Origin of the sequence: Kouleothrix sp. (assembly GCF_046328425.1) — a bacterium.
GTDB lineage: Bacteria > Chloroflexota > Chloroflexia > Chloroflexales > Roseiflexaceae > Kouleothrix.
The window spans coordinates 127128-149790 of the sequence record NZ_JAXLWP010000006.1; the positions used below are offsets into that span (position 1 = coordinate 127128).

The window sequence follows — 22663 nt, forward strand, 5'->3', positions numbered from 1 at the left end:
CGGAAAGGATGCGTGATGGCGCTAGTATACATCAAGCAGAATTTTCTGGGGCGGCGCGCCGCGCAAGTGCGCGCTCGGCGTCGGCGCGGCCCTGCGCGAACAGCGCCTGGTGGTTGGCGGTCTCGTAGTCGATGATCCAGTCGAGCGGCATAAGCTCGGCTGGGGCGATCACGGTGGGCGGTGCGATCGGGCGCGGCACCGGCCCCTCCAGCTGCATGCTCGCGTCGCCGAGCTGCGCGGCGGCCTGGGCCAGCTTGGCGGCGGCCTGGGCCAGCCGGTTGCGGTGCTCGATCGCCTCAAAGGCCACCCGGTACGACGCCAGCAGCGCCCAGTCGAGCGTCAGCGACAGCGCCTGCACGAGGTCCTGCGGCATCTGGCGCGTCTGGAGCCGCATGGTGTCGGGGTCGGCATTCCAGGGCGTCATCATCACCACCAGGATGTCGACCTCGTCGGCGCCGGCCAGGTCGATCACCGGCTCGAGCGGCGTATTGGCCAGCACCGCGCCGTCCCAGTACTTCGCGTCGCCGATCGACGTCCAGGGGTAGACGATCGGGATGCTCGACGAGGCCATCAGCTGGTCGAGCGCGATCGTGTCGGCCGGGCGGCCTGCCAGCGGGCGGTTGCAGAACACGCGCAGCGTGCCGCTCTGCAGCTCGGTAGCGGCTAGCAGTAGCGCCGGGGCGGCGGCTGAGTTGATGCGGGCGAAGTCCATCCACTGCGCCAGCGTGTGGCGCCAGGGCGTGGTGTCCAGCAGGCTGCGGAACGGCCGGGCGTGAAACAGCGCGCCGAGGCGGCTGAACAACCCCTGCGCGCTCATGTTGCGCTCGGCGGGCGGCAGCTCGTCGCGCGCGCCGCCGTGCGCGTCGGATGTGAGCACGCTGCGCAGCAGGAAGCGCAGCAGCGGCCGGCTGATCGCCGGCAGGTCGGCCGAGAGCCGGTGCACCTCCTCGGTGTGCATGGCCAGCCAGCGCGCTTTCAGCTGCGCTACCGTCAGGCCCGAGGCCAGCGCCGCGGCGTTGATCGCGCCGATTGAGGTGCCGGCGATAATATCCGGCCCTTTGCCGTCTTGCATCCAGCCGGCCGCCACCAGCGCCTCGATGACGCCGATATGGTACGCGCCGCGCCCCCCGCCGCCCGAGAGCACCAGCGCTTTTTTCGTTGTTGGCATGCGCGCCTCCGCGTGTCGTTCGCTATAATTAGGACGTACGCGGCTGCCCTGTCTGGTATCCCGACGCGGCACACCTGCCTGCGGCAGCGCCGCAGGCAGAGCGCACCAACTGCGTAAGTCCTACATAAATAACGACTGGCGGCGGCGATTTGACACGGCTGCCCAACGCGGCCTGGTGGTTGGACGCCTGCGCCCGTGGCTCAGGCGGGCGCTGCCGCGAGCTTCTCTTTCAGAAACGTAAGCACGCGCTGGATGTTCGCGCTGCCCTCGAACACCAGCGTGCTGCCGCTGTCGCCGTGGCCCACGCCGGCCAGCAGGTCGTACTGCACGTCGTTCCCGGCAGCCTTGAGCGCGTCGGCCAGCATTTTGGTGTTCTCGATCGGCACGGTGCAGTCCTGGTCGCCCTTCTGGATCAGGAACGGCGGGTCGTCGGCGCTGATGTAGGTGATCGGGTTGGCCTGCTTCACCAGATCGGGCGCGCTGGGCACGGTGGCGCCGAGGTACAGCGACTCGAACGAGCTAGCGGTGTTGTGGGTCTGGTCGCTCGAGGAGCAGCCCTGGGCCTTGGCCTGCGCGTCCATCTGGCCGAAGTCGATGGGGCCGAACCAGTCGACCACCGCCTGCACGCGGCTCGAGACGCCGGCGCTGCCGAGCTTCGCGTCGTCGAACGCGGCGATGTCGCCGCTGGTGCCGAGCATGGCCGCGATGTTGCCGCCGGCCGATTGGCCAAACGCCACAATCTTGTTCGGGTCGAGGTTGTACTTGGCGGCGTTGGCGCGCAGGAAGCGCACGGCGGCCTTGGCGTCGAGCACGGCGGCCGGGAAGGTGGCCTCGCCCGACAGGCGGTAGTCGATGCTGGCGATCGCGTAGCCGGCATCCAGGAACGCCTGGCCGATCGCCGCGCCGACCATGCTCTTGTCGCCGAGCTTGAAGCCGCCGCCGTGGATGTTGATGATCACCGGGAACGGCCCGCTGCCCTGCGGCAGGTACAGATCGAGCTTCTGCGTGCCGGCGCCGCTGGCGTACGGCAGGTCCTTCTGGGCGGGCGTGACGCTGAGGTTTGCCGGCCCGCCGAGCAGCGAGCAGCCGGCCAGCGCCAGCAGCGCGGCCAGCAGCAAGGCTAGCTGCGGCCGAGCGCGCGATGTCGTGTTCATGGGTGTGTACGCTCCTTCTTGCTTTTTGTAGCTAGCATAGCGCAGCAATCTGGAGAGAATCTCGAGAAATGCTGGCGAAATTCTCGAGATTCCCTTGAGGATTGTGTGCTAGGATCGGCCTATGCCAGAGCGAATTCTGATCGTTGACGACGACGCGTCGATTGTGGCGGTGCTGCGCGGCTACCTCGAGCAGGCCGGCTACCAGGTGCTGGTGGCCCACGACGGCGACATGGCGCTGTACACAGTGCGGCTCGAGCGCCCCGACCTGCTGCTGCTCGACCTGATGATGCCGCGGCGCGACGGCTGGGATGTGACCAGGCGCGTGCGCGCCGACGCGGCGCTGGCCGCGCTGCCGATCATCCTGCTGACCGCGCGCGTCGACGACGGCGACAAGATCGTGGGGCTCGAGCTTGGCGCCGACGACTACATCACCAAGCCGTTCAACCCGCGCGAGGTGGTGGCGCGGGTTGGCGCGCTGCTGCGGCGCACGCGGCTCGATCGGCTGCCGGCTGCCGTGCCGCGCGTGCTGGTGTGCGGCGGGCTGCGGCTGGACATCGACCAGCGCGCGCTGTGGGTCGAGGGCCGGCCGGTGGCGCTGACGCGCACCGAGTTCAGCCTGCTGAAGGCGCTGCTCGAAAACCCCGGCTACACGCTGACGCGCGAGGATCTGCTCGAGCAGGCGCTGGGCTACCTGTACGGCGAGATCGGCCGCGTGCTCGACACGCACATCCGCAACCTGCGGCGCAAGATCGAGCCCGACCCCGAGAACCCGCGCTATATTCAGACGGTATACGGCGTGGGCTACCGCCTGAGCGTCGAGCGAGGCCAGCCATGAATCGACTGTGGGTGCGGCTCAGCCTGCTGATCGGTGGGGTGCTGTTCGGCGTGTTCTTTATGCAGTTTCTGGCGATCGTCGTGCCGCACATGGCCGGCTGGGATACGCCCGCGCCCGGCGGCGACATCGCCGACGACGCCGAGATCGCCCGCCGCCTGGTCGATTTCCTGGCGCTCTCGCTGCTGGTGGGGCTGGGCGCGGGCGTGCTGATCGGCCGCTGGGTGAGCGCGCCGATCAGCGCAATGGCGCGCGCCGCGCGGCGCGTCAGCGAGGGCGACCTGGCGGTGCGCGTGTCGGAGCGCGGCAGCCAGGAGATCGCCGAGCTGGGCGCGGCGTTCAACAAGATGGTGGCCGACCTGCAGGGCGCCGAGGCGCTGCGCAACAACCTGATGGCCGACGTGTCGCACGAGCTGCGCACGCCGCTGACGGTGCTGGCCGGCAATCTGCGCGCCGCGCTCGACCGCGTCGCTACGCTCGACGAGGCGGCGATCGCCAACCTGTACTCCCAGACGCGCCACCTCATTCAGCTGGTGAACGACCTGCGCGAGCTGGCGCTGGCCGAGAGCCACCAGCTGCCCCTGGCCCTGCAGCCGACCGACCTGGGCGCGCTGGTGGCCGAGACGCTGCAGGTGCTCGAGCCGCTGGCCGACGAGAAGGAGATACGCCTGGTGGCGGCAGCGCCGCCGCTGCCGGTGGTGCAGGTGGATCCGACGCGCCTGCGCCAGGTGCTGTTCAACCTGCTCTCGAACGCGCTGCGCCACACCCCGCCGGGCGGCGAGATCGAGGTGGCGCTGGCCGCCAGCGCGGCCGAGGTGCGCCTTGCGGTGCGCGACAGCGGCGAGGGCCTGGCGCCCGAGCAGGTCGCCTCGGTGTTCGACCGCTTCTACCGCGCCGATAAGTCGCGCAGCCGCGAGACTGGCGGCACTGGCCTGGGCCTGGCGATCGTCAAGGCGCTGGCCGAGGCTCACGCCGGCCGGGCCGAGGCCGCCAGCCCCGGCAAGGATCAGGGCAGCACCTTCACGGTGATCTTGCCGCTCCGCTGATAACTTACACGTTGGTGGGGGTTTGGGGCGGCAAAGCCGCCCAAACCTCCTCTCCCGCGCGCGGGAGAGGAGGGGCGAAAGACGTTGCACGAGCCCTGACGTAGTGCAACACAATCTCTATGTGATCAAGCGAACAGCGTAGAATGCAGGAGCGGTTCCGCGCGTGGCGCGGAACCTCCTGCATTCTGCTGCCCCAGGCGTAGCCTAGCGCGCCGCCACTGGCATGAACAGCTGGTGGCCCACCATCAGCGAACTGAGCTCGCTGTCGGGGTGCTCGTCGGGGCGGTCGAGGTCGGGCGGGTTGCTGCTGATCGCCGCGCTGTTGGTCAGCAGCGTGCCGATCGGCACGCCCGCGCCGATCTGCAGGTTCACCTTGATCGAGCCGGTCTCGAGGTAGGTGAGCGACGGCACCTTCCACGTCAGCACGTTGCCCTGCACGCTGGCGGGGGCTGGCTCGGCGCTCACGAAGGTAGCGCCGGCCGGCAGCGTGTCGACGATCGTAATGTCGTTGGCGTCGTTCTCGCCGGCGTTCTCGTAGATAATCGCGAAGCTGGCGGTCTGGCCGGGGCCGACGCCGCTGGCCTGCGCCCAGCTGGTGTTAAGCGTCAGGTCGGGCGGGCCGGTGGTGATCAGCGTCTGCGTGGCAACGTTGTTATGGCGCGTCGCGTCGGCCTCGGCCGGCGTGCTGATGATGCCCACGCTGTTGGTGAGCGCGGTATCGGGCGCCACCGTGCCGGCGAGCGTCACGTTCAGCGTGATCGAGCCGCTGGCCTGCGACGGCACGCTGGCGATCGTCCACGTCAGGGTCTGGCCGTTCTGGCCGGCGAACACCACGCCCGCGCTGGCCGACTGGCCGCTGAAGCTCATCTCGGCCGGCAGCGTGTCGGTGATCACTACGTTGCTGGCGGCCGACGAGCCGGCGTTGCTGAAGGGGATGACATACTGGATCGGCGTGCCTGCGGCGCCGTCGACGATGTCGGGGCCATCTTTGGCGATGCGCAGGTCGACGCCGGGCACCGTCACGCAGGGCGTGCCGGGGTTCTGGCCGGTGGTGCGCACAAAGAAGTCGATCCCGCCGTCGTTGGTGTCGCTGCCCGAGGGGCAGCGGTCGTAGCTGGCGTTGGGACCGACAGCCGTGCCGGTGAGCACGATCGGCTTGACGTCCGGGTCGAGCCCGGTTGGGCCAGTGGCGGTTTTAAAGGCGTACTGCACCAGGTCGACGATCGTGTCGCTGGGGTCGAGCAGCGCGAGGCTTTCTTTAAAGGCCGCGCCTTTGTTCTCATTCTGCAGCGAGACCTTGCCGGTGCCCCAGCTGGTGTACGCCGGCAGCGTAGCCAGGTCGATCAGCTGGGCGGCGGGCAGGTTCAGCGTCGGGTTGTTCTTCTTGAAGGTGGCGATATCATTGGCCACCACCACCGCCTGCCCGGCCGCGAGCAGCTGGTCGGGCAGCTGGGCCATGCCCTGCGAGCCGCCGCGGTAGGGCTGGTCGCCGACCTTGTAGCCCTTCAGGCTCACGTCGAAGCTGTTCGGGTTGTACAGCTCGATCCACTCGCCCTTCGGGTCGCTGCTGCCGGGAGGGTCGGGCAGGAACTCCGAGATCAGCAGCGGGGCGAACACCTCGCCGGTGGCCGTGAAGTGCAGGTCGACCGCGCTGTCGATCGTGCCGTCGCTCAGCTCGGCGCTGGCGCCTGTGCTGCTGAGCGTGTCGATCGCCAGCGAGGGGTTGCCGTTGGCGCCGCGGTGGTCGCTGTAGTAGGTCGAGACGGTGAAGCGCAGGGAGCTCTGCGACGCGGGCAGGCCGCCGATCGCACTCCACGGCACCGCTAGCTCGGCGTAGCCGCCGCCGTTGGCGCTCGAGGTGACGAGCTGGCCGCTGCCGACCGTCTGGGTGACGGTGGGGCTGGAGTAGACCCACGGCGCGGCGCTGACGGCGTAGACGCCGGTGCCGCCGGTGCCCTTGCTGAAGCGCGACTGCACCACGTACTCCCAGGCTGCGGTGGCGCCCACGTTGGTGTTCACGCCGTCGGGAAGGGCAACCTCGCCGCTGTTGGCGGCGTGGTCGCGGTCGATCGAGATCATCAGCTGGAGCGCGGGGTCGTTCTTGATGCCCGAGTAGTGCTCGACTTTGGCAAGGAAGTAGATATTGCTGGCGTCGGCCGTCACCGAGAAGCGCGTCAGGTCGGCCTCGCGCGTGATATCGCCGGTTGCGCCGATCGTGCTGGCCTGGCGCTGGTCGCCCCTGGCGTCGCTCCACACATACTCGCCGCGCCCGGCCGAGTCGCGCACGATCGCGCCGTTGTTCGGCTCGGGCGGGCCCTTGGCGAACCAGTCGGCGCGGCTGGTGTCGCCGACGACGACGGGGTGGGCGCCGGCCGGCGCGGCTAGCACCAGCATCACCAGGATCGATAGACTGATGGTTAAGCCAATAACTTTGCGGTACATTCTTGCTCCTCTTCCGGTGTCGATTTGAAATGCAAAGCTTTAGCTGCGTAAGCTCTAACATATACAGAACAGCGCGTATTCGGCAAAAGGTGCGCCCTGGCGCTCAAGATGACAATATCGCTATTTTGCGGATCGTGTCTTTTCCCACAATGTTGACAGCCCTCCGGCGTATCACCTAGAATAGTGCGCACCCCAATAGGTTTGAGACTAAACCATTTTTAGCCGGCACACCCCCGGTTCGCTTGCTCTTTCAGCGTCAGAGCGACGAGGTGAACCGCATTTCAAGAACGTTCCGCCCGCGGCAGCGCGATACGCCCTTTTCTCCTTTCCATTGGCGCAGCGCAATGGAAAGCGGGAAAGTACCTGTAATTCACAGCGAGGTGACTCATGGCACATGGTCCAGTCCCTGGCATGCTGACCCGCGCCCAGCTCGGCGAGCTGGTCGAGCGCGGCGAGATCGAGACGGTGCTGACGGTATTCCCCGACATGTACGGCCGCCTGATGGGCAAGCGTATCACCGGCCACTTCTTCATGGATCACGTGCTCGACGACGGGATGCACGCCTGCGACTACCTGCTGGCCTGCGATATGGAGATGGACGTCATTCCCGGCTACAAGTACACCAGCTGGGAGACGGGCTACGGCGATTTCCACTGCGTGCCGGACCTGGCAACGCTGCGCCGCGCCGACTGGCTGCCGAAGACGGCGATCGTGCTGTGCGACCTGTACACCCAGGACGATGCGATTGTCGAGGTGGCGCCGCGGCGCATGCTGCAGCGCCAGCTTGAGCGCGCCAAGGCCATGGGCTTCACGGTGAAGGGCGGCTCGGAGATCGAGCTGTACCTGTTCAACGAGTCGTTCGACTCGGCCAAGGCCAAGAACTACCACGACCTGCGGCCGATCGGCGACTACAACGAGGACTACCACATCCTGCAGGGCACCAAGGAAGACGACCTGGTTGGCGCGATCCGGCGGCACCTGGACAACAGCGGCGTGCCGATCGAGTTCAGCAAGGGCGAGGCCGGCCTGGGCCAGCAGGAGATCAACCTGCAGTTCTGCGGCGCGCTCGAGCAGTGCGACCGCAACATCCTCTACAAGCACGCCGCCAAAGAGATCGCCTGGCAGCAGAACAAGGCGATCACGTTTATGGCCAAGTGGGACGAGCGCCACACCGGCTCGAGCTGCCACATCCACATGAGCCTGTGGAATGCCGCCGACGACACGCCGGGCTTTGTGGGCGACAAGCAGCTGGTTGGCAAGATCACCAGCAACGACACCTTCCGCTACTTCCTGGGCGGCTGGATGCGGCGCGCGCGCGAGCTTTCGGCGTGCTACGCCCCGTATGTCGCCTCGTACAAGCGCTACCAGTCGCGATCGTGGGCGCCCACCGGCATCGCCTGGAGCTACGACAACCGCACCTCGGGCTTCCGCGTGGTTGGCCACGGCAAGTCGCTGCGCGTCGAGTGCCGGCTGCCGGGCGCCGACGCGAACCCGTACATCGCCTACGCCGCAGCGATCGCCGCCGGCCTCGACGGCGTGGCGAACAAGATCGAGCCGCCCGAGGTGTTCCAGGGCGATGTGTACGCCGCGCAGAACCTGCCGCGCGTGCCGACGACGCTGTACGAGGCGATCGGCGAGTTCGAGCGCAGCGACTTCGCGCGCGAGGCTTTTGGCGCCGACGTGGCCGAGCACTATCTGCACTTCATCCGCACTGAGCAGCGCAAGTTCGACGAGGTGGTGACGAGTTGGGAGCGGGCGCGGTACTTTGAAAGAGCCTAGCCTTGTTGCTACCCCGCCAGCGGGGAGGGGAAAAGACTCGGTGTGCTTGCGCCGGCGCCGGCACACCGAGAATCACCCCCGATCCCAGCAGGGGAGCGGGGGGCAGCGGGTGAGGGGTATCGCACACCGGCCGCACGCCCCCTGGAAGATATGACAACATCAGAGGAAAAGGAATGCGACTACAAGACAAAGTAGCCCTGATCACCGGGGCGGGTTCGGGGATTGGGCGCGAGGCCGCGCTGCTGTGGGCCAGCGAGGGCGCCGCGATCGTGGTGGCCGATGTCAACGACGACGCCGGGCAGGCGGTGGTGGCCGAGCTGCAGGCCGCCGGCGGCCGGGCGGTATACGTACACGCCGACGTATCGAAGGGCGCCGACGCCGAGGGCATGGTGCGCGCGGCCGAGGAGTCGTTCGGCAAGCTGAACGTGCTGTTCAACAACGCCGGGATCATGCACAGCGACGACGACAACGCCATGACCACCGACGAGGCGGTGTGGGATCTGACGATGAACATCAACCTCAAGGGCGTGTTCCTCGGCTGCAAGTATGGCATACCGGCGCTGCGCCGCGCCGGCGGCGGGTCGATCATCAACGTGGCGTCGTTTGTGGCGCTGCTGGGCGCCGCCACGCCGCAGATCGCCTACACGGCCAGCAAGGGCGGCGTGCTCTCGATGACGCGCGAGCTGGCGGTGATCCACGCCCGCGAGAACATCCGCGTCAACGCGCTGTGCCCCGGCCCGCTGCGCACCGAGCTGCTGATGAAGTTCCTCAACACCGAGGCGAAAAAGCAGCGCCGGCTGGTGCACATCCCGATCGGCCGCTTCGGCGAGGCCCGCGAGATCGCCCAGGCCGCGCTGTTCCTGGCCTCCGACGAGTCGTCGTATGTCACCGGCGCGACGTTTACGGTGGATGGCGGCATCACGGCGGCCTACGTGACGCCGGAGTAGGGTGGTGGCAGGGGGCGAGCACGAGGCAGGGGGCGAGCATAGCTAAGGGCAGGCCATTGAGCGACTACATCCTGGGCATCGACCAGGGTACCAGCCACACCAAGGCGCTGATCAGCGACCGCGCCGGGCGCGTGCTGGCCACCAATGCTGCGCCGGTGACCACAACCGTGATCGGCGAGACGCGCATCGAGCAGGATCCGCTCGACATCCTGCGCTCGGTCGAGCTGGCCTGCGCGCCGCTGCTCGAGCAGTACCCCGCCGCCGTGGCCGGGCTCGACAACCAGGGCGAGACGTTTCTGCTGTGGGATGCCGCCAGCGGCGCGCCGCTGACCCCGGCGATCAGCTGGCAAGACAAGCGCGGCGCGGCGATCTGCGCCGAGCTGGAGGCCGCCGGCCATGGCGCGCTGGTGCGCCAGCGCACCGGCCTGCTGCTCGACCCGTACTTCTCGGCCAGCAAGCTGGCTCAGGTGCTGCGCGACCAGCCCGAGCTGGCGCGGCGCGCGGCGGCCGGCGAGCTGCGCTTCGGCACCGTCGACACCTGGCTGATCTGGCGGCTCAGCGCCGACCGCCGGCACGTCACCGACGCCAGCACCGCCTCGCGCACGCTGTTGTACGACATCAACGCGCTCGGCTGGGACGACGAGCTGCTGGCGCTGTTCGGCGTGCCGCGCGCCATCCTTCCGCAGGTGTTGCCTTCGGCTGGCTACGCCGGCGAGATTGCGATTGGCGGGCGCACGCTGGCGCTGCACGGCCTGCTGTGCGACCAGCAGGCCGCGCTGTTTGGGCAGGGCTGCCTCGCGCCGGGCAGCGCCAAGTGCACCTTTGGCACCGGCGCGTTCTTGCTGCTGAACACCGGCGCGCGCCCGGTGCTGAGCGACCACGGGCTGCTCGGCACGGTGGCGTGGCAGACGCCCGAGGCCACTCACTACGCGCTCGACGGCGGCGTGTTCGTGGCCGGCGCCGCGGTGGAGTGGCTGCGCGACGAGCTTGGCGTCATCGGCAGTGCGGACGAGAGCGCCGCGCTGGCCGAGCAGGCCGACCCGGCAACCACGCCGCTGTACATCCCGGCGCTGGCCGGCCTGGCCGCGCCCTACTGGCGGCCGCAGGCGCGCGGCACGATCTTCGGGCTGAGCCGCGGCAGCGGCCGCGCCGAGCTGGTGCGCGCCACGCTCGAGGGCCTGGCCCAGCGCGTAGCCGACGTGGCCGAGGCCATGCAGAGCGACGCCGGGCTGGCGCTGGCCGGCCTGCGCGTCGACGGCGGCCCCGCGCGCAACCGCTTCCTCATGCAGGCCCTGGCCGACAACCTCGGCAGCGAGGTTCAAGTGGCCGCCCAGGTCGAGTCTACCGCCTCGGGCGTTGCCCATATGGCCCGCCACCACGCCTACGGCGTTCCCCTCGGCGCGATCGCCGCGTCGTGGCGGGCAGCGGAGGTATATACGCCACGGATCACCGGCGACGAACGCGAGACCCGCCGGGCACGCTGGCGACGTGCGGTCGCACTGATGCTGGAGCTGTACGCCCCCGAACCATGACGGCTGGAGGATGGCGGCTGGAGAATGACGGCTACAAGAGGAGGAACATCCGAATGTCGACCAATCGAAATCATCCGAGCGGGCACGGCCACGACCACGATGCGGATGTCAGGGAGCTGCATAGCATGGGCTATGCCCAGGAGCTGCTGCGGCGCATGAGCGGCTTCTCGAACTTCGCGATCTCGTTCGCGATCATCTGCATTGTCGCGGGCGGCCTTACCGCCTTTCAGACTGGCTTCAACGCCGCGGGCGGCGGCGCGATCGGCATCGGCTGGCCGGTTGGCGCCCTGTTCGCGCTGATTGTCGCGCTGGCGATGGCACAGATCGCCTCGGCCTACCCCACCGCAGGCGGCCTGTACCACTGGAGCTCGATCCTCGGCGGCAAGGGCTGGGGCTGGGCCACCGCCTGGTACAACCTGCTCGGCCTGGTATTCGTTGTCGCGTCGGTCGATGTGGGCCTGTTCTTCCTGCTGAACGGCCTGATCCTCGGGCCGTGGTTCGGCGTCGACCTGACCCAGGTTGGCAATATCGACCTGCTGGGCACCACGTTCAGCATCCCGCAGTTTGTGATCGTCACGCTGATCGTGGTGACCCAGGCGCTGTTCAACCACTTCGGCATCCGCGTGACGACGCTGCTTACCGATTTCAGCGGCTACCTGATCTTCGCGACGGCGATCGTGCTGACGCTGGCGCTGCTGGCGTTCGCGCCGAGCCTCGATTTCGGCCGGCTGTTCACGTTCACGAACTACACCGGCGACCCCGGCGCGGGCGTGTGGCCGGCGACCGATAGCCTGTTCAAGGCGTTTCTGCTGGGCCTGCTGCTGGTGTGCTATACGATCACCGGCTTCGACGCCTCGGCGCATACCTCGGAAGAGACGCGCGACGCGGCGCGGATCGTGCCGCGCGGCATGATCCAGGCGGTGTTCTGGTCGGGCCTGTTTGGCTATGTCATGGTCTGCGCGCTGGTGCTGGCGATGCCGAGCCTCGACGAGGGCGCGGGGCAGGGCGCGAATGTGTTCTACTGGCTGCTCGGCAACTCGGCCATGCCCGGCTTCCTGCGCGCGCTGATCAGCGTCGGCATTGTGCTCTCGAACTACCTATGCGCGCTGGCCGGCCTTACGTCGCTCTCGCGTATGACCTACGCGTTTGCGCGCGACGGCGGCCTGCCCGGCTCGAACGCGCTGAAGACGGTAAGCGCGGTGTACCGCACCCCGGTGGTGGCGATCTGGGTTGGCGCGGCGCTGACGGTGATCGGCACGCTGTACGCCCCGGCCTTCACGGTGCTGGCGGCCGGCTGCGCGGTGTTTCTGTACCTCTCGTACGCCATGCCGATCGCGGCCGGGCTGCTGGCCGAGGGCCGCAGCTGGAAGCACAAGGGGCCGTTTAACCTGGGCGCGTTCTCGCGGCCGGTGGCGCTGCTGGCGATCATCGGCGGCCTGATCCTGGCGTGGGTCGGCTTCCAGCCGCCGAACGAGAAGGTGCTGTATGTGGGCGCGGCGCTGGCGGTGGTGATGGTGGTGATCTGGTTTGCGTTCGAGCGCAGGCGCTTCGAGGGGCCGCCCACCGGCGAGAAGATCCTCGCGCGCCAGGCCGAGATCGCCGCGATCGAAGAGCGCCTGCGCCAGGGCCAGGAGTCCACGCCGCTGCGCGAGCGCGAGGCCGCCTCGTAGCCGGAGCGGAAAAACCGCTGCTTTATGCTGGGGGTTCGGGGGCGGCTTTGCCGCCCCCGAATTTCTTTTCTTGTGCGGCGCCCGGCAAAGCCGGGCGCCGCACAAGAAAACACAAGTAATCAAACGGAGTTGGTATGGCAAGGTGGCACGCTAGATCGTTTCGCGCCGCGCCACGCCCTCTTCGGTGGCGGCGTGCGCCACAGCCGCGGCGATCGCCGGCACGATCGCGCGGTTGAACACGCTGGGAATAATATACTCCTCGCTCAGCTCATCGGGCGCGATCACCGCCGCGAGCGCCTCGGCGGCGGCCAGGCGCATGCCCGGCGTGATCGCCCGCGCCCGCGCGTCGAGCGCGCCGCGAAAGATGCCGGGGAAGCTCAGCACATTGTTGATCTGGTTCGGGTAGTCCGACCGGCCGGTGGCCACGATCCGCGCCACATCGCGCAGCTGCTCAGGGTCGCCCTCGGGGATGGGGTTGGCCAGCGCGAACACGATCGAGTCGGGCGCCATCAGGCGCACCAGCTCGGGCGTGAGGATGTTGCCGGTCGAGACGCCGATAAACACGTCGGCGCCGGCTAGCGCCTCGCGCAGCCCGCCCGAGCGCAGCTCGCGGTTGGTGGCCTCGGCCACGCGCCGCTGCATGGGCGGCAGACCGGCCACGTCGTCGCGCCGCAGAATCCCGCGCAGGTCGCAGGCCAGCACCTCGCCCACGCCCGCCGCCAGCAGGTTCAGGATGATCGCGGTGCCGGCCGCGCCAACGCCGTTCACCACCACGCGCGCGGCCTCCAGGCGCTTGCCGACGATCCGCAGCGCGTTGCGCAGCGCCGCTAGCGCCACCACGGCGGTGCCGTGCTGGTCGTCGTGCATCACCGGGATGTCCAGGCTGGCGCGCAGCCGATCCTCGACCACGAAGCACTTCGGCGCGGCGATGTCTTCGAGGTTGATCGCGCCGAACACCGGCGCGATCTGCTCGACGGTGGCGACGATTGTGTCGGCGTCCTGGCCGGCCAGGCACAGCGGGAAGGCGTCGATATCGGCCAGCTCTTTGAACAGGATAGCCTTGCCCTCCATCACCGGCAGCGCCGCGGCCGCGCCCAGGTTGCCCAGCCCGAGCACCGCGCTGCCGTCGCTCACCACCGCCAGGCTGTTGCGCTTGATCGTGAGTGAGTGCGCCGCCTCGGGCTGCTCGGCGATGCGCTGGCACACGCGCGCCACGCCGGGCGTGTATACCATCGAGAGGTCGTCGCGCGTCTTGAGCGGCACGCGGCTCTGGATCGCCAGCTTGCCGCCCAGGTGCGCCAGAAACACCCGGTCGCTCGACTGCAGCACCTCGACGCCGGGCAGCTGGTTGATTGCCGCCACCAGCCGGTCGCCGTGCTCGTCGTTCTGCACGCGCACCGAAATATCGCGCACGATCACGTCGCGCTCGGCGCGCACAATGTCGATGGCGCCGATGTCGCCGCCGTTCTCGCCGATCGCGGTGGTGAGCCGCCCGAGCATCCCGGTGCGGTTGGCGATGCGGCAGCGCAGGGTGATGGTGTAGGCGATCATGGCATGACCTCGACTTCTTCTGATGGCGGTTCTTCTGGCTAGCGTACCGCGAGCGGGTTACATTCCGGTGGGCCTGCCAACGAGCCACGCCCTGGCTAGAAGGGTGGGTGGCCGACCATCACGTGCTGGTGGTGACCACAACTCTTCAGACCAGGGCGCCACGAATACTGTAGCATGGGCCTGGCAGGATGGGAATAGGCCATAAGAGTAGACTGGCACCGGTACCAGTGTGCTGCCGTATATAGTTCTGAAGTCCTATTCGCGGCCATGCACGGGCGCGATTTTTTTGGCCCAGTTGATCCCCGAAGGCATACGGGCGCGCCCCGTGGCGCCCGAGTGGTGATCGCGCCGGTGCTAACGTTTGATGATCGATCGCGCGAGCTTATCGGCCAGGCCGGTGTAGCTCTCGGGCGCCAGCGCGCGCAGCTCGTCCTTCACGGCGTCGGCGATGTCGAGCGTCTCGACAAAGGCGCGCAGGTCGGCGAGGGTGAGCGCGCGGCCGCGCGTAAGCCGCTTGAGCAGCTCGTATGGCTCGGGGTAGCCCTCGCGGCGCAGGATCGTCTGCACGGCCTCGGCCAGCACCTCGGGGTGCGATTGCAGCTCGGCCAGCATGCGCTCGCGGTCGGGGGCGAGCTTGCCGAGGCCGCGGCCGAGCCGGCGGTAGGCGAACAGGCTGTGGCCGAGCGCAACGCCGATATTGCGCAGCACCGTGCTGTCGGAAAGGTCGCGCTGCAGGCGCGACACCGGCAGCTTGCGGCTGAAGAATTCGAGCAGCGCGTTCGCCAGGCCCAGGTTGCCCTCGGCGTTCTCGAAGTCGATCGGGTTGACCTTGTGCGGCATAGTCGACGACCCTACCTCGCCGGGCTTGGGCGCCTGCACCAGGTAGCCATCGCTGATATAGCGCCACAGATCCTGCGATAGATCGATCAGCACCGTGTTCAGGCGCTTGAGCGCGTCGAACAGCTCGGCCAGGCTGTCGTGCGGCTCGATCTGCGTCGTCAGCAGCAGCGGCTCGAGGTCGAGCGTGCGCACAAAGGCGCGGCTGAACGCCAGCCAGTCGAGCTTTGGAAGCGCGGCGGCTTGGGCGGCCAGCGTGCCGGTAGCGCCGTTGAGCTTGCCGGTGAGCTGAACGTGCGCCAGCGTGGTGTGGGCGCGGCGCAGCCGGGCCACGAACACGGCCAGCTCTTTGCCGAGCGTAGTTGGCGTGGCGGGCTGGCCGTGGGTGCGCGCGGGCATGGGCGTGGCCGCCTCGGCCAGCGCAAGGTCGTGCAGCTGCGCGCCCAGGTCGTTCAGCGCCGGCAGCAGCACCAGGTCGCGCGCCTCGCGCAGCATGAGCGCGTAGGCCAGGTTATTCACGTCTTCCGACGTCAGCGCGAAGTGCACTGCCTCTTTCCACTCGGCCAGGCCGAGCTTCTCCATCTGGGCGCGCAGCCAGTATTCCACGGCCTTGACATCGTGGTTGACCTTGCGATCCCACTCGGCCACGGCGGCGGCATCGTCGGGGCTGAATGCGCGGTACAGGCCGCGCAGCTCGCCGACCGCCTGGGCGCCTAGCTTGGGCACGAACGTCACGTCGCGCGCTTTGGTGAGGAAGATCAGGTATTCGATCTCGACGCGCGCGCGGTAGCGGAACAGCGCCGCCTCGCTGAAATATGCCTCGAGCGCGGCCACGTCGGGCTGGTAGCGCCCGTCGAGCGGCGAAAGGGTCGTTAGTCGATCCACGGTGATATGCTCCCGCTAAGCTGGCTTCGGCCTATGATACCAAATTCGGCTGATCGCGTGCTGTATGGCAGGGGTTCGGGGGTGGCATTGCCGCCCCCGAAATTTCTTTTTGGTATGCCCTGCCCGGCTTTGCCGGGCAGGGCATACCAAAAAGACAGTGATCAAACCGAGTTGTCATGATAGCACATGCCGCGCGGCAGGTGCGCGCGCTGGCGTGGCGCCTACGGCGACGCGGCCCGCCAAATGCGCACCGTGCCGTCGAGGCTGGCGCTCGCGAGTATGCTGCCGTCGTCGCTGAACTCGGCCGACACCACCGGATCGGTGTGGCCGCGCATGTCGGCCACCAGCTGGCCTTTCTGGGCGTCCCATAGGCGGACGCTCCGGTCGGCGCTGGCGGTGACGACATAGCGGCCATCGTTGCTGAAGCGCGCCGAGGATACCTCGGCGTCGTGCCTGAGCACGGCCAGCGACGAGCCGTCGGCAACCCGCCAGATCCGCGCCGTACCATCGTCGCTGGCGGTGAGCGCCAGGCTGCCGTCGGGGCTGAACGAGGGCTTGCGCACCCAGCCGGTGTGGCCGCGCAGCACGACCAGCTGCTGGCCAGTGTGGGCATTCCAGATCCGCGCGGTGGTGTCGACGCTGGCGGTGATCAAGAACTGGCCGTCGGCGCTGAAGCGCGCGCTCAGCACCGAGTCGCCGTGGCCGCTGAGCGTGATCGCCGGCTGTGTGTCGCAGCCATTCGCGCTGACTTGCCAGATCCGCGCCGTGCCGTCTCCAACCGCCGTCACCACTCGGCTGCCGTCGGGGCTGAACAGCGCGGTGAACACCTGGCGGGCGTGCGGCAGCGTGCATACCAGCGCGCCGTCGCTCGCGCGCCACACTTTGGCGGTGTTGTCGCGGCTGGCGGTGACGAGCATGTCGCCGGCGGGGTTGAACTCGGCGTTGTTGGCGCGCTCGTCGTGGGGCAGCTCCGCGATCAGGTGGCCGTCGCGCATGCTCCACAGCCGGCCCTTCTGGTCGTCGCTGGTGGTTGCGAGAAGGCTGCCGTCGCGGTTGAAGGCCACGCTGTTTACGCGCGCGCCGTGGCGTAGCACATACTTCACCGTGCCATCGGCCAGGTTCCACACCATAGCGGTGCCATCTTTGCTGGCCGAGGCGAGCAGCTCGCCATCGGGGCTGAATCGTGCCTCGAGCACGAAGTCGGCGTGCCCGCGTAGCTCGCGCAGCAGCGTGCCGGGCACGGCCGCCGCCACCGGCGACGCAGGTGTCGCGCTTGGCAGCAGCGTCGGCTCGGGCGCCGGTTCCGTAGCAATGGGCGGCTCGGGCGCCGGTTGCGTAGCAGTGGTCGGCGCAGAAGTGGGCGGCGCCGGTACCTGGGTATGCATAGCCAGCTGCGTGCTGCTGCCGGTATGGGTCGGCGGGCCGATTGTGCCGGCGGTTGGCATAGGCAGGCTGGTAGCGGTTGGGATAGGCAGGTTGGTAGACGTGTCGCGCGGCGTGAGGCCGGTAGCGCTGGCCACCTGGCCGGCCGACCGCTGGGCCTCCTGAGCCATTGCCTCGATCAGGGCTTCCTCTTCGGAGTCGAGCAGCTTTTGCGAGGCGGTGGGCGGCGCCTGGCGCTGCGCGATCTGCAGCACCTCGTCGAAGTGGTCGACGAAGTAGGCGCGCGCCTGGGCGTCGGTTTCGCCGGTGATGTCGGACACACGCTTTTCGGCGCCGGCCACCAGCAGCGCCTGGCTATCGGGGCGCCACGCCACGCCGATCAGCTGCTCCCACTCGCCGCGCAGCTCGGAGATCTGGCGGATCGAGATCGCCGTGCCCTGGTCGCTCGCCTGCGATTGCAGCGCCGCTACGTCCCATACGCGCACCGTCCGGTCGGCGCCCATGGAAACGACGCTCTTGCCGTCGGGCGACCAAGCCAGCGCGCCGATGGTGTCGGTGTGGCCGATCAGCAGCGCGGCCGGCTGCGCGTCGAGCACGCCGTCGCGCACGCGCAAGATCCGCGCCTGGCGGTTCACCGCCAGCAGCAGCCAGTCGCCGTTGGGGCTCCAGGCCGCCGCGCGCACCGGGCCGTCGAGCGTTTGGCGCTGTTTGAGCTGGCACTCGGCGTTGGCCCAGTACACTTCTAGCTTTTCCTGCGCGGCGATCAGCACCAGCGTCGCGTCGGGCGACCAGGCCAGCGCCGAGATCGGCTCGTTGTAGCTGTTCCAGGTGCAGAGCGGCCGGCCGGCCGGCTGAGCGCCGGCCTGATCGCGCCGCGCGTCCCACAGCTTCACGGTGTCCTGGTCGCGCGGCGGCTGGTTGTCGGCCACGCGCGCCCGGTCGACGCCGCCGGTGAGCAGCATGCGCTCGTCGGGGCTCCAGGCCAGCAGGCGGATCGGGTTGCGGCCGGCGGTGTCGTGCTGAAATGCGGCCAGCGTCGCGCCGGTGGCGCGGCTGAGCAGCCGCGCGCTGCCGTCGCTGTCGGCGGCGAGAAGCTGCTCCGGGTCGCGCTGGCCCCACAGGAGCTGCGTGCTTGTGACGGCCCGGGTGAGCGCCAGCAGCGGTTTGGGCTGCCATAGGTCGGCAGCATCCCAGAAGCGCACGAGGCGGTCGCCGCCGGTTGTGGCGATCTGGCGGCCGTCGGGGCTCCAGGCCACCGCTTGAAGGCCGCTGTGCGGCATGCCGGGGACGTACAGCTGCACGGCCTGCTGCAGCAGATCCTGGTAGGCCAGCCGGGCGCTATCGTCGGCGGCGGCCTGCCCGGTGTCGCCCTGCTCGTGCTCGGCCAGCCAGATCGCCGCGCGCAGAAACAAGTTGCGGCTGCTGCGGAACGACTGCATCTTCAGCACCAGCGCCTGCGCCGCTACCTGCTGGCGTGCGCGGTCGGCCTGCTCGCGGCGGCGCTCGGCCAGAATGTACTGCTGGATCGCCACAGCTGCGGCGAACACCGCCAGCAGCACGGCGGCCACCAGCAGGCCCTGCTGGCGGCGCAGCCGCCGGTTGGTTTGCGCGCGCTCCTCGGCCAGCTGGCGGGCCTCCTCAAGCTCGCGCCGGCTGCCCTCTTCTCTGGCGGCGATCGCCGCCTCGCTCGCGGCGATGAACTCCTGCTCAAGCGGGCTGAGGTCGGCGTAGCCGCGCGTGGTCTGCAGCAGATCGCGGCTGACCCACAGCGCGCCCTCGTCGCGGCGGTTCAGCTTTTTCCACTGCTCGGCGGCCGAGGTCAGGCGCTGGCGCTCGCGCAGGCGGTCACGCTCTTCTTCGAGCCAATCGCGCAGCCGCTGCCAGTTGCGGATCAGCGCCTCGTGAGCAAGCTCGACCTGGTCGTCGGCGGGGGTGCGGCCGTGCGCCAGGCGCACCAGGCCGGCGCCGACGAGCGCCGCCAGCATCCGGTCGACCCGGCCGCGGTCGTGCGGGAGGCTGTAGAGCGTGTCGCGGCGGATGCGGCGGCTGGTGATCTCGCCGAGCTGGCGCACCTCGACCAGGCGCAGCAGGATGCGCTTGATCGTTTCGCGGTTCTGCTCAAGCGCCTGGCCTTCGTAAAAGGCGTCGGCGGCCTGCTCAAGCGCTTTTCCGCTTTCGCCAATCTGGTGGTACACCTCCATGGCGATGCGGTTGCGGCGGCGGTGCTTCCACAGCTGCAGCAGCGTGAACTGGAGCAGCGGCAGCACGGCCGGGTCGCCGGCCAGGTCGTCGACGAGCCGGTCGACCACGCCGGCGTCGAAGACCAGGCCAACCTGGCGGGCGGGGTTGACGATCGCCTCGCGCAGCTCGGCGCGCAGCAGGCCCGTCACCTGCACGCGGCCGGCCGGGAACAGGCTTTCGAGCTGCGGAACCTCGCCGATCCGCGCCACGAACTCTTCGCGCATGGTTACGATCACGCTGTGGCGCGGGCCGGGGGCTTCGGCCAGCCGGGCCAGGTTCGCGGCAAAGGCGCGGATTTCGCGCCGGTCGTCCACCAGCGTAAACAGCTCTTCGAACTGGTCGATCACCAGGATGGTTGGGATGGGCCGCAGCCGGCCGATCAGCGCGGCCAGGTGCCCGTCGTCGCGCAGGAAGTCGTTCACGCGCCGCTGCTCCCAGCTGTTTGTGTCGGCGCGCGGCGGGCAAAGCAGGTGCGCCAGGCTGGCGAGCGGGCTCGATCCGGGCACGATCGGCGGGAGGTAGCGCCAGCCGGCGCTGCCGGGCAGGGCCCCGGCGCGCAGCGCGGGCAGCAGGCCAGCGCGCACCAGCGACGATTTGCCGCTGCCCGACGCGCCTACCACCGCCACGAACCGGCGCTGGCCGAGGCGCTGGGCCAGCTCGGCCACCAGCGCCTGGCGGCCGAAAAAGCGATCTTTCTGGCGCTCGTCGAATGGCTCAAGGCCAATGTACGGGCACAGCGCGTCGTCGAGGGTTGGCGCCAGGCGCTCGTCGAACAGCGCAAGCAGCGCGCCGGGCGGCTCGCGGCCGGCACGATACAGCAGGTTCGACCAGTAGGTCAGCAGGCTTTGGGCGGTGCGGCGGTCGGCGGTATCGTACAGCAGCTGCCCGGTGCGGGCGGCGCACTCGATAAACGCGGCCACGGCGTCGAGAAACGCCGGGCTTCCGGCCTGAGCTTCGCGCTGCGCGAGCAGAACCGCGTGGGCCGCGCGCAGCTGGTCGAGCGTCGCAAAGCGCGCCGGGCCGGGTGTGGGTGATAGCTGGGGTGTGCTCATTGGGTTATCTGCTCCAGCAGGCGGTCGATCTCGCGACCGATATCGGTCAGGCGCTGGCAGATATCGTTGATGTCTTTGTCGGTGCGGTTGAAGATCTGGTCGATCTGCGAGCGCTGCCGCTCGAACATAATCGTGATCAGGTAGCTGTCGCCGCCGGCGAGCGCCTGGTCGAGGTCGTCGGTGCAGCCGCGCAGCTCGGGCGCCCAGGGCGCGGCGCGGCCGGCGCACACTTCGCAGCTCATGGCGCGAAGGCGCTCATTCCAGCTGGCGGCCAGCGCGGCCAGGTCGCGGCGCGCCTCGGCCTCGGCGCGGCGCAGCTCCAGGTCGAGCTCTTGAAACATGTCGTGGTCGTGCACCAGCTCGGCCAGTCGCGCGTCGATCTGGGTGAGCTCGGCGAGGCCATGTTGAAACTCGTCGAGCAGCCGGCCGCCGGCCGCGTCGAGCGATAGCTCGGAGCGGTGCTGGCCGATCGCCGCCAGCGCGTCGGTGAGCTGCCCAAGCACGAGTCCGCGCGCCTGCTGCACCAGGCTGATGTTGATGCGGTAGGGCTCGCTTTCCAGCAGCGCGCGTATGCTCTCGGTGGCCTGTTCGAAGCGCGGCTGGTTGCGCTCGCGGATGGCCGCGCGCAGCAGGCTGCGCGCTTCGCCCAGCCGCGCCAGCCGTGGCGCGCGCCCGCGCGCCGCAATGCCGCGGGCCACGGCGTCGGTGATCGCGCCGATGCGGCTGTACAGGTCGGGCTCATTGCGCGCCAGCTCGGCCCAGGCGTGCGGATCGGTGCCTAGCCGGTCGCGGTCGGCGGCGATGGTGTTGAAGCTGTCCTGCATTTCGTGCAGCAGGTCGTGCAGCTTCTTATACTCGGCCAGCTCGCCGATCTGCCGCCGCACCAGCTGCACGGTACTGCGCGAGCTGAATACGGCCGTGGCGATCGCGCGCACCCTGGCGTCGCCGAGCAGCTCGACCAGCGCGCGAAACCCGCGCGCCACCGGGTCGGCCGGGCGCCCGACGCCGGCCGCGGGGGTGGCCTGCTCGCCGCGCGTATACACCACCGGGATGCCCCAGTCGGGCTGGAGCGAGCGTGTCTGGAGCACCAGCGCGCGCCGGCCGGCATTGACGCAGGCCTCAACAACCTGGCCGCTGGCAAGCTCTTTGTAAAACTCGGCGGCAAACGCCTGCGCGGCCTCGGCCGCCACCGGCAGCTGCATGGCCACCACGGCCGGCACGGCCTCGTAGGCCAGCGCCGGGGCCATGCTCCAGATCGGGTGCTCGGCCACGATCCGGCCGCTTTCGCAGGCCTCAAGCACCACCAGCGCGGGCCGCGCCGCCGCCAGCGCCGTCATGAGCCAGTGCGCCGGGATGGGCTCGGCCTGGCCGGGGCTGGTAGCATCTTCAAACAGCAGCTGCCCGCCGTCGGCGGCCACGCCGCCGTGCCCCACAAAGTGCCAGATGTGCACGTCGTGGCGGAGGTGGTCGAGCAGGCGCTCTTTGGTCAGGTGCGGGTCGATCGTCAGGCCGACCTGGCCGTCCAGGTCGCGCAGCGCCTCGGCGATCGCCGCCAGCTCGCGCTCGGCGCGGGTGGCGGGCTGAACATTCGTGGCGGCGCTGAGCAGCACGCGCAGCGGGCGGGCCGGCGGCAGGCCGGGCTCGGCCGGCTGGCGCACGCAGCGCACGATCGGGATGTCTTTCAGCACCAGCGGTAGCGGGTCGTCGGGCGCGAACAGAAATTCCCACGGCACGGCGGCCAGCGTGGGCGCGCGCTCGACATCCATGTGCAGGCGCAGGCACAGCCGCTCGGCGGCGGGCAGCTGCGCGCGGCACACCAGCAGCGCCTCGCCGATCTGGCCGGCGAACAGCGCCTTGTATAACCGCGTCCCCAGACGCGCCAGGTCGTCGCGGCCGGCCGAGTCGTCGGCCAGGCGCGACAGCAGCTGGCGATACTCGTCGTCGGCCGGCAGCTGCAAATCGCTGGTGGCGCTCCGGCCGCCCGGCGCCGTCAGCGTAACGCTGTAGCGCGCCGCGTCGATGGGGTGAAAATACAGATCGATCGGGCGGTAGATCTTCATGCTCGAGCCATCCGTCTGGTGTGGTCATCCAACTAAACGCTCGAGCCTGATGTTTTTGTTTGGCGGATTGTGAGGCTGTGGCGG

General features: G+C 69.1%; 13 protein-coding genes. 6 read left to right on the top strand and 7 right to left on the bottom strand.

Annotated features, from left to right (window positions below):
• Positions 1 to 31: 31 nt before the first annotated feature.
• Positions 32 to 1168, bottom strand: a complete 1137-nt coding sequence (locus tag U0177_RS06730; RefSeq protein ID WP_409569836.1) for a patatin-like phospholipase family protein — start codon at positions 1166 to 1168, stop codon at positions 32 to 34.
• A gap of 200 nt (positions 1169 to 1368) precedes the next feature.
• Positions 1369 to 2322 carry an alpha/beta hydrolase fold domain-containing protein gene (locus U0177_RS06735; protein WP_409569837.1) on the bottom strand — a complete coding sequence of 318 codons (954 nt, stop codon included), beginning with the start codon at positions 2320 to 2322 and terminating at the stop codon, positions 1369 to 1371.
• Between the two features lie 121 nt (positions 2323 to 2443).
• Here U0177_RS06735 and U0177_RS06740 point away from each other — a divergent pair, with 121 nt between their 5' ends.
• Together U0177_RS06740 and U0177_RS06745 are read left to right on the top strand one after the other, a co-directional pair.
• Positions 2444 to 3157 (top strand): response regulator, encoded by a 714-nt coding sequence (locus U0177_RS06740; protein ID WP_409569838.1) that lies wholly within the window; start codon positions 2444 to 2446, stop codon positions 3155 to 3157.
• Complete coding sequence (locus U0177_RS06745; protein ID WP_409569839.1) at positions 3154 to 4200, top strand: sensor histidine kinase; 1047 nt, start codon at positions 3154 to 3156, stop codon at positions 4198 to 4200. Before U0177_RS06740 ends, U0177_RS06745 begins: the two co-directional genes overlap by 4 nt.
• Before the next feature lie 204 nt (positions 4201 to 4404).
• Here the strand turns inward: U0177_RS06745 and U0177_RS06750 are convergent, their stop codons facing one another.
• Positions 4405 to 6642 (bottom strand): lamin tail domain-containing protein, encoded by a 2238-nt coding sequence (locus U0177_RS06750; RefSeq protein WP_409569840.1) that lies wholly within the window; start codon positions 6640 to 6642, stop codon positions 4405 to 4407.
• 387 nt (positions 6643 to 7029) lie between these two features.
• Between U0177_RS06750 and U0177_RS06755 the strand changes: the two genes are divergently transcribed.
• The 4 genes from U0177_RS06755 to U0177_RS06770 all read left to right on the top strand — a co-directional run bounded on the left by U0177_RS06755 (position 7030) and on the right by U0177_RS06770 (position 12570).
• The gene (locus U0177_RS06755) at positions 7030 to 8421 is read left to right on the top strand and encodes a glutamine synthetase family protein (protein ID WP_409569841.1); all 1392 of its coding nucleotides are present in this window, start codon (positions 7030 to 7032) and stop codon (positions 8419 to 8421) included.
• A gap of 173 nt (positions 8422 to 8594) precedes the next feature.
• Positions 8595 to 9368 (top strand): glucose 1-dehydrogenase, encoded by a 774-nt coding sequence (locus U0177_RS06760; protein ID WP_409569842.1) that lies wholly within the window; start codon positions 8595 to 8597, stop codon positions 9366 to 9368.
• A gap of 56 nt (positions 9369 to 9424) precedes the next feature.
• Positions 9425 to 10900: an FGGY family carbohydrate kinase gene (locus tag U0177_RS06765; protein ID WP_409569843.1), complete on the top strand. Its 1476-nt coding sequence runs from the start codon at positions 9425 to 9427 to the stop codon at positions 10898 to 10900.
• A gap of 53 nt (positions 10901 to 10953) precedes the next feature.
• Positions 10954 to 12570: an amino acid permease gene (locus U0177_RS06770; RefSeq protein ID WP_409569844.1), complete on the top strand. Its 1617-nt coding sequence runs from the start codon at positions 10954 to 10956 to the stop codon at positions 12568 to 12570.
• Between the two features lie 150 nt (positions 12571 to 12720).
• Here the strand turns inward: U0177_RS06770 and U0177_RS06775 are convergent, their stop codons facing one another.
• The 4 genes from U0177_RS06775 to U0177_RS06790 form a co-directional block, all read right to left on the bottom strand.
• Positions 12721 to 14121 (bottom strand): malic enzyme-like NAD(P)-binding protein, encoded by a 1401-nt coding sequence (locus U0177_RS06775; RefSeq protein WP_409569845.1) that lies wholly within the window; start codon positions 14119 to 14121, stop codon positions 12721 to 12723.
• A 354-nt stretch (positions 14122 to 14475) separates the two neighbouring features.
• Positions 14476 to 15849, bottom strand: coding sequence for an adenylosuccinate lyase (purB, locus tag U0177_RS06780; protein WP_409569952.1), 1374 nt, complete (start codon positions 15847 to 15849; stop codon positions 14476 to 14478).
• A 215-nt stretch (positions 15850 to 16064) separates the two neighbouring features.
• Positions 16065 to 20519: a hypothetical protein gene (locus U0177_RS06785; protein WP_409569846.1), complete on the bottom strand. Its 4455-nt coding sequence runs from the start codon at positions 20517 to 20519 to the stop codon at positions 16065 to 16067.
• A complete protein-coding gene (locus U0177_RS06790; RefSeq protein ID WP_409569847.1) occupies positions 20516 to 22579 on the bottom strand; it encodes a CHAT domain-containing protein in 2064 nt (687 codons plus the stop codon). The genes U0177_RS06785 and U0177_RS06790 overlap by 4 nt, the downstream gene beginning before the upstream one ends.
• Between the last annotated feature and the right edge of the window lie 84 nt (positions 22580 to 22663).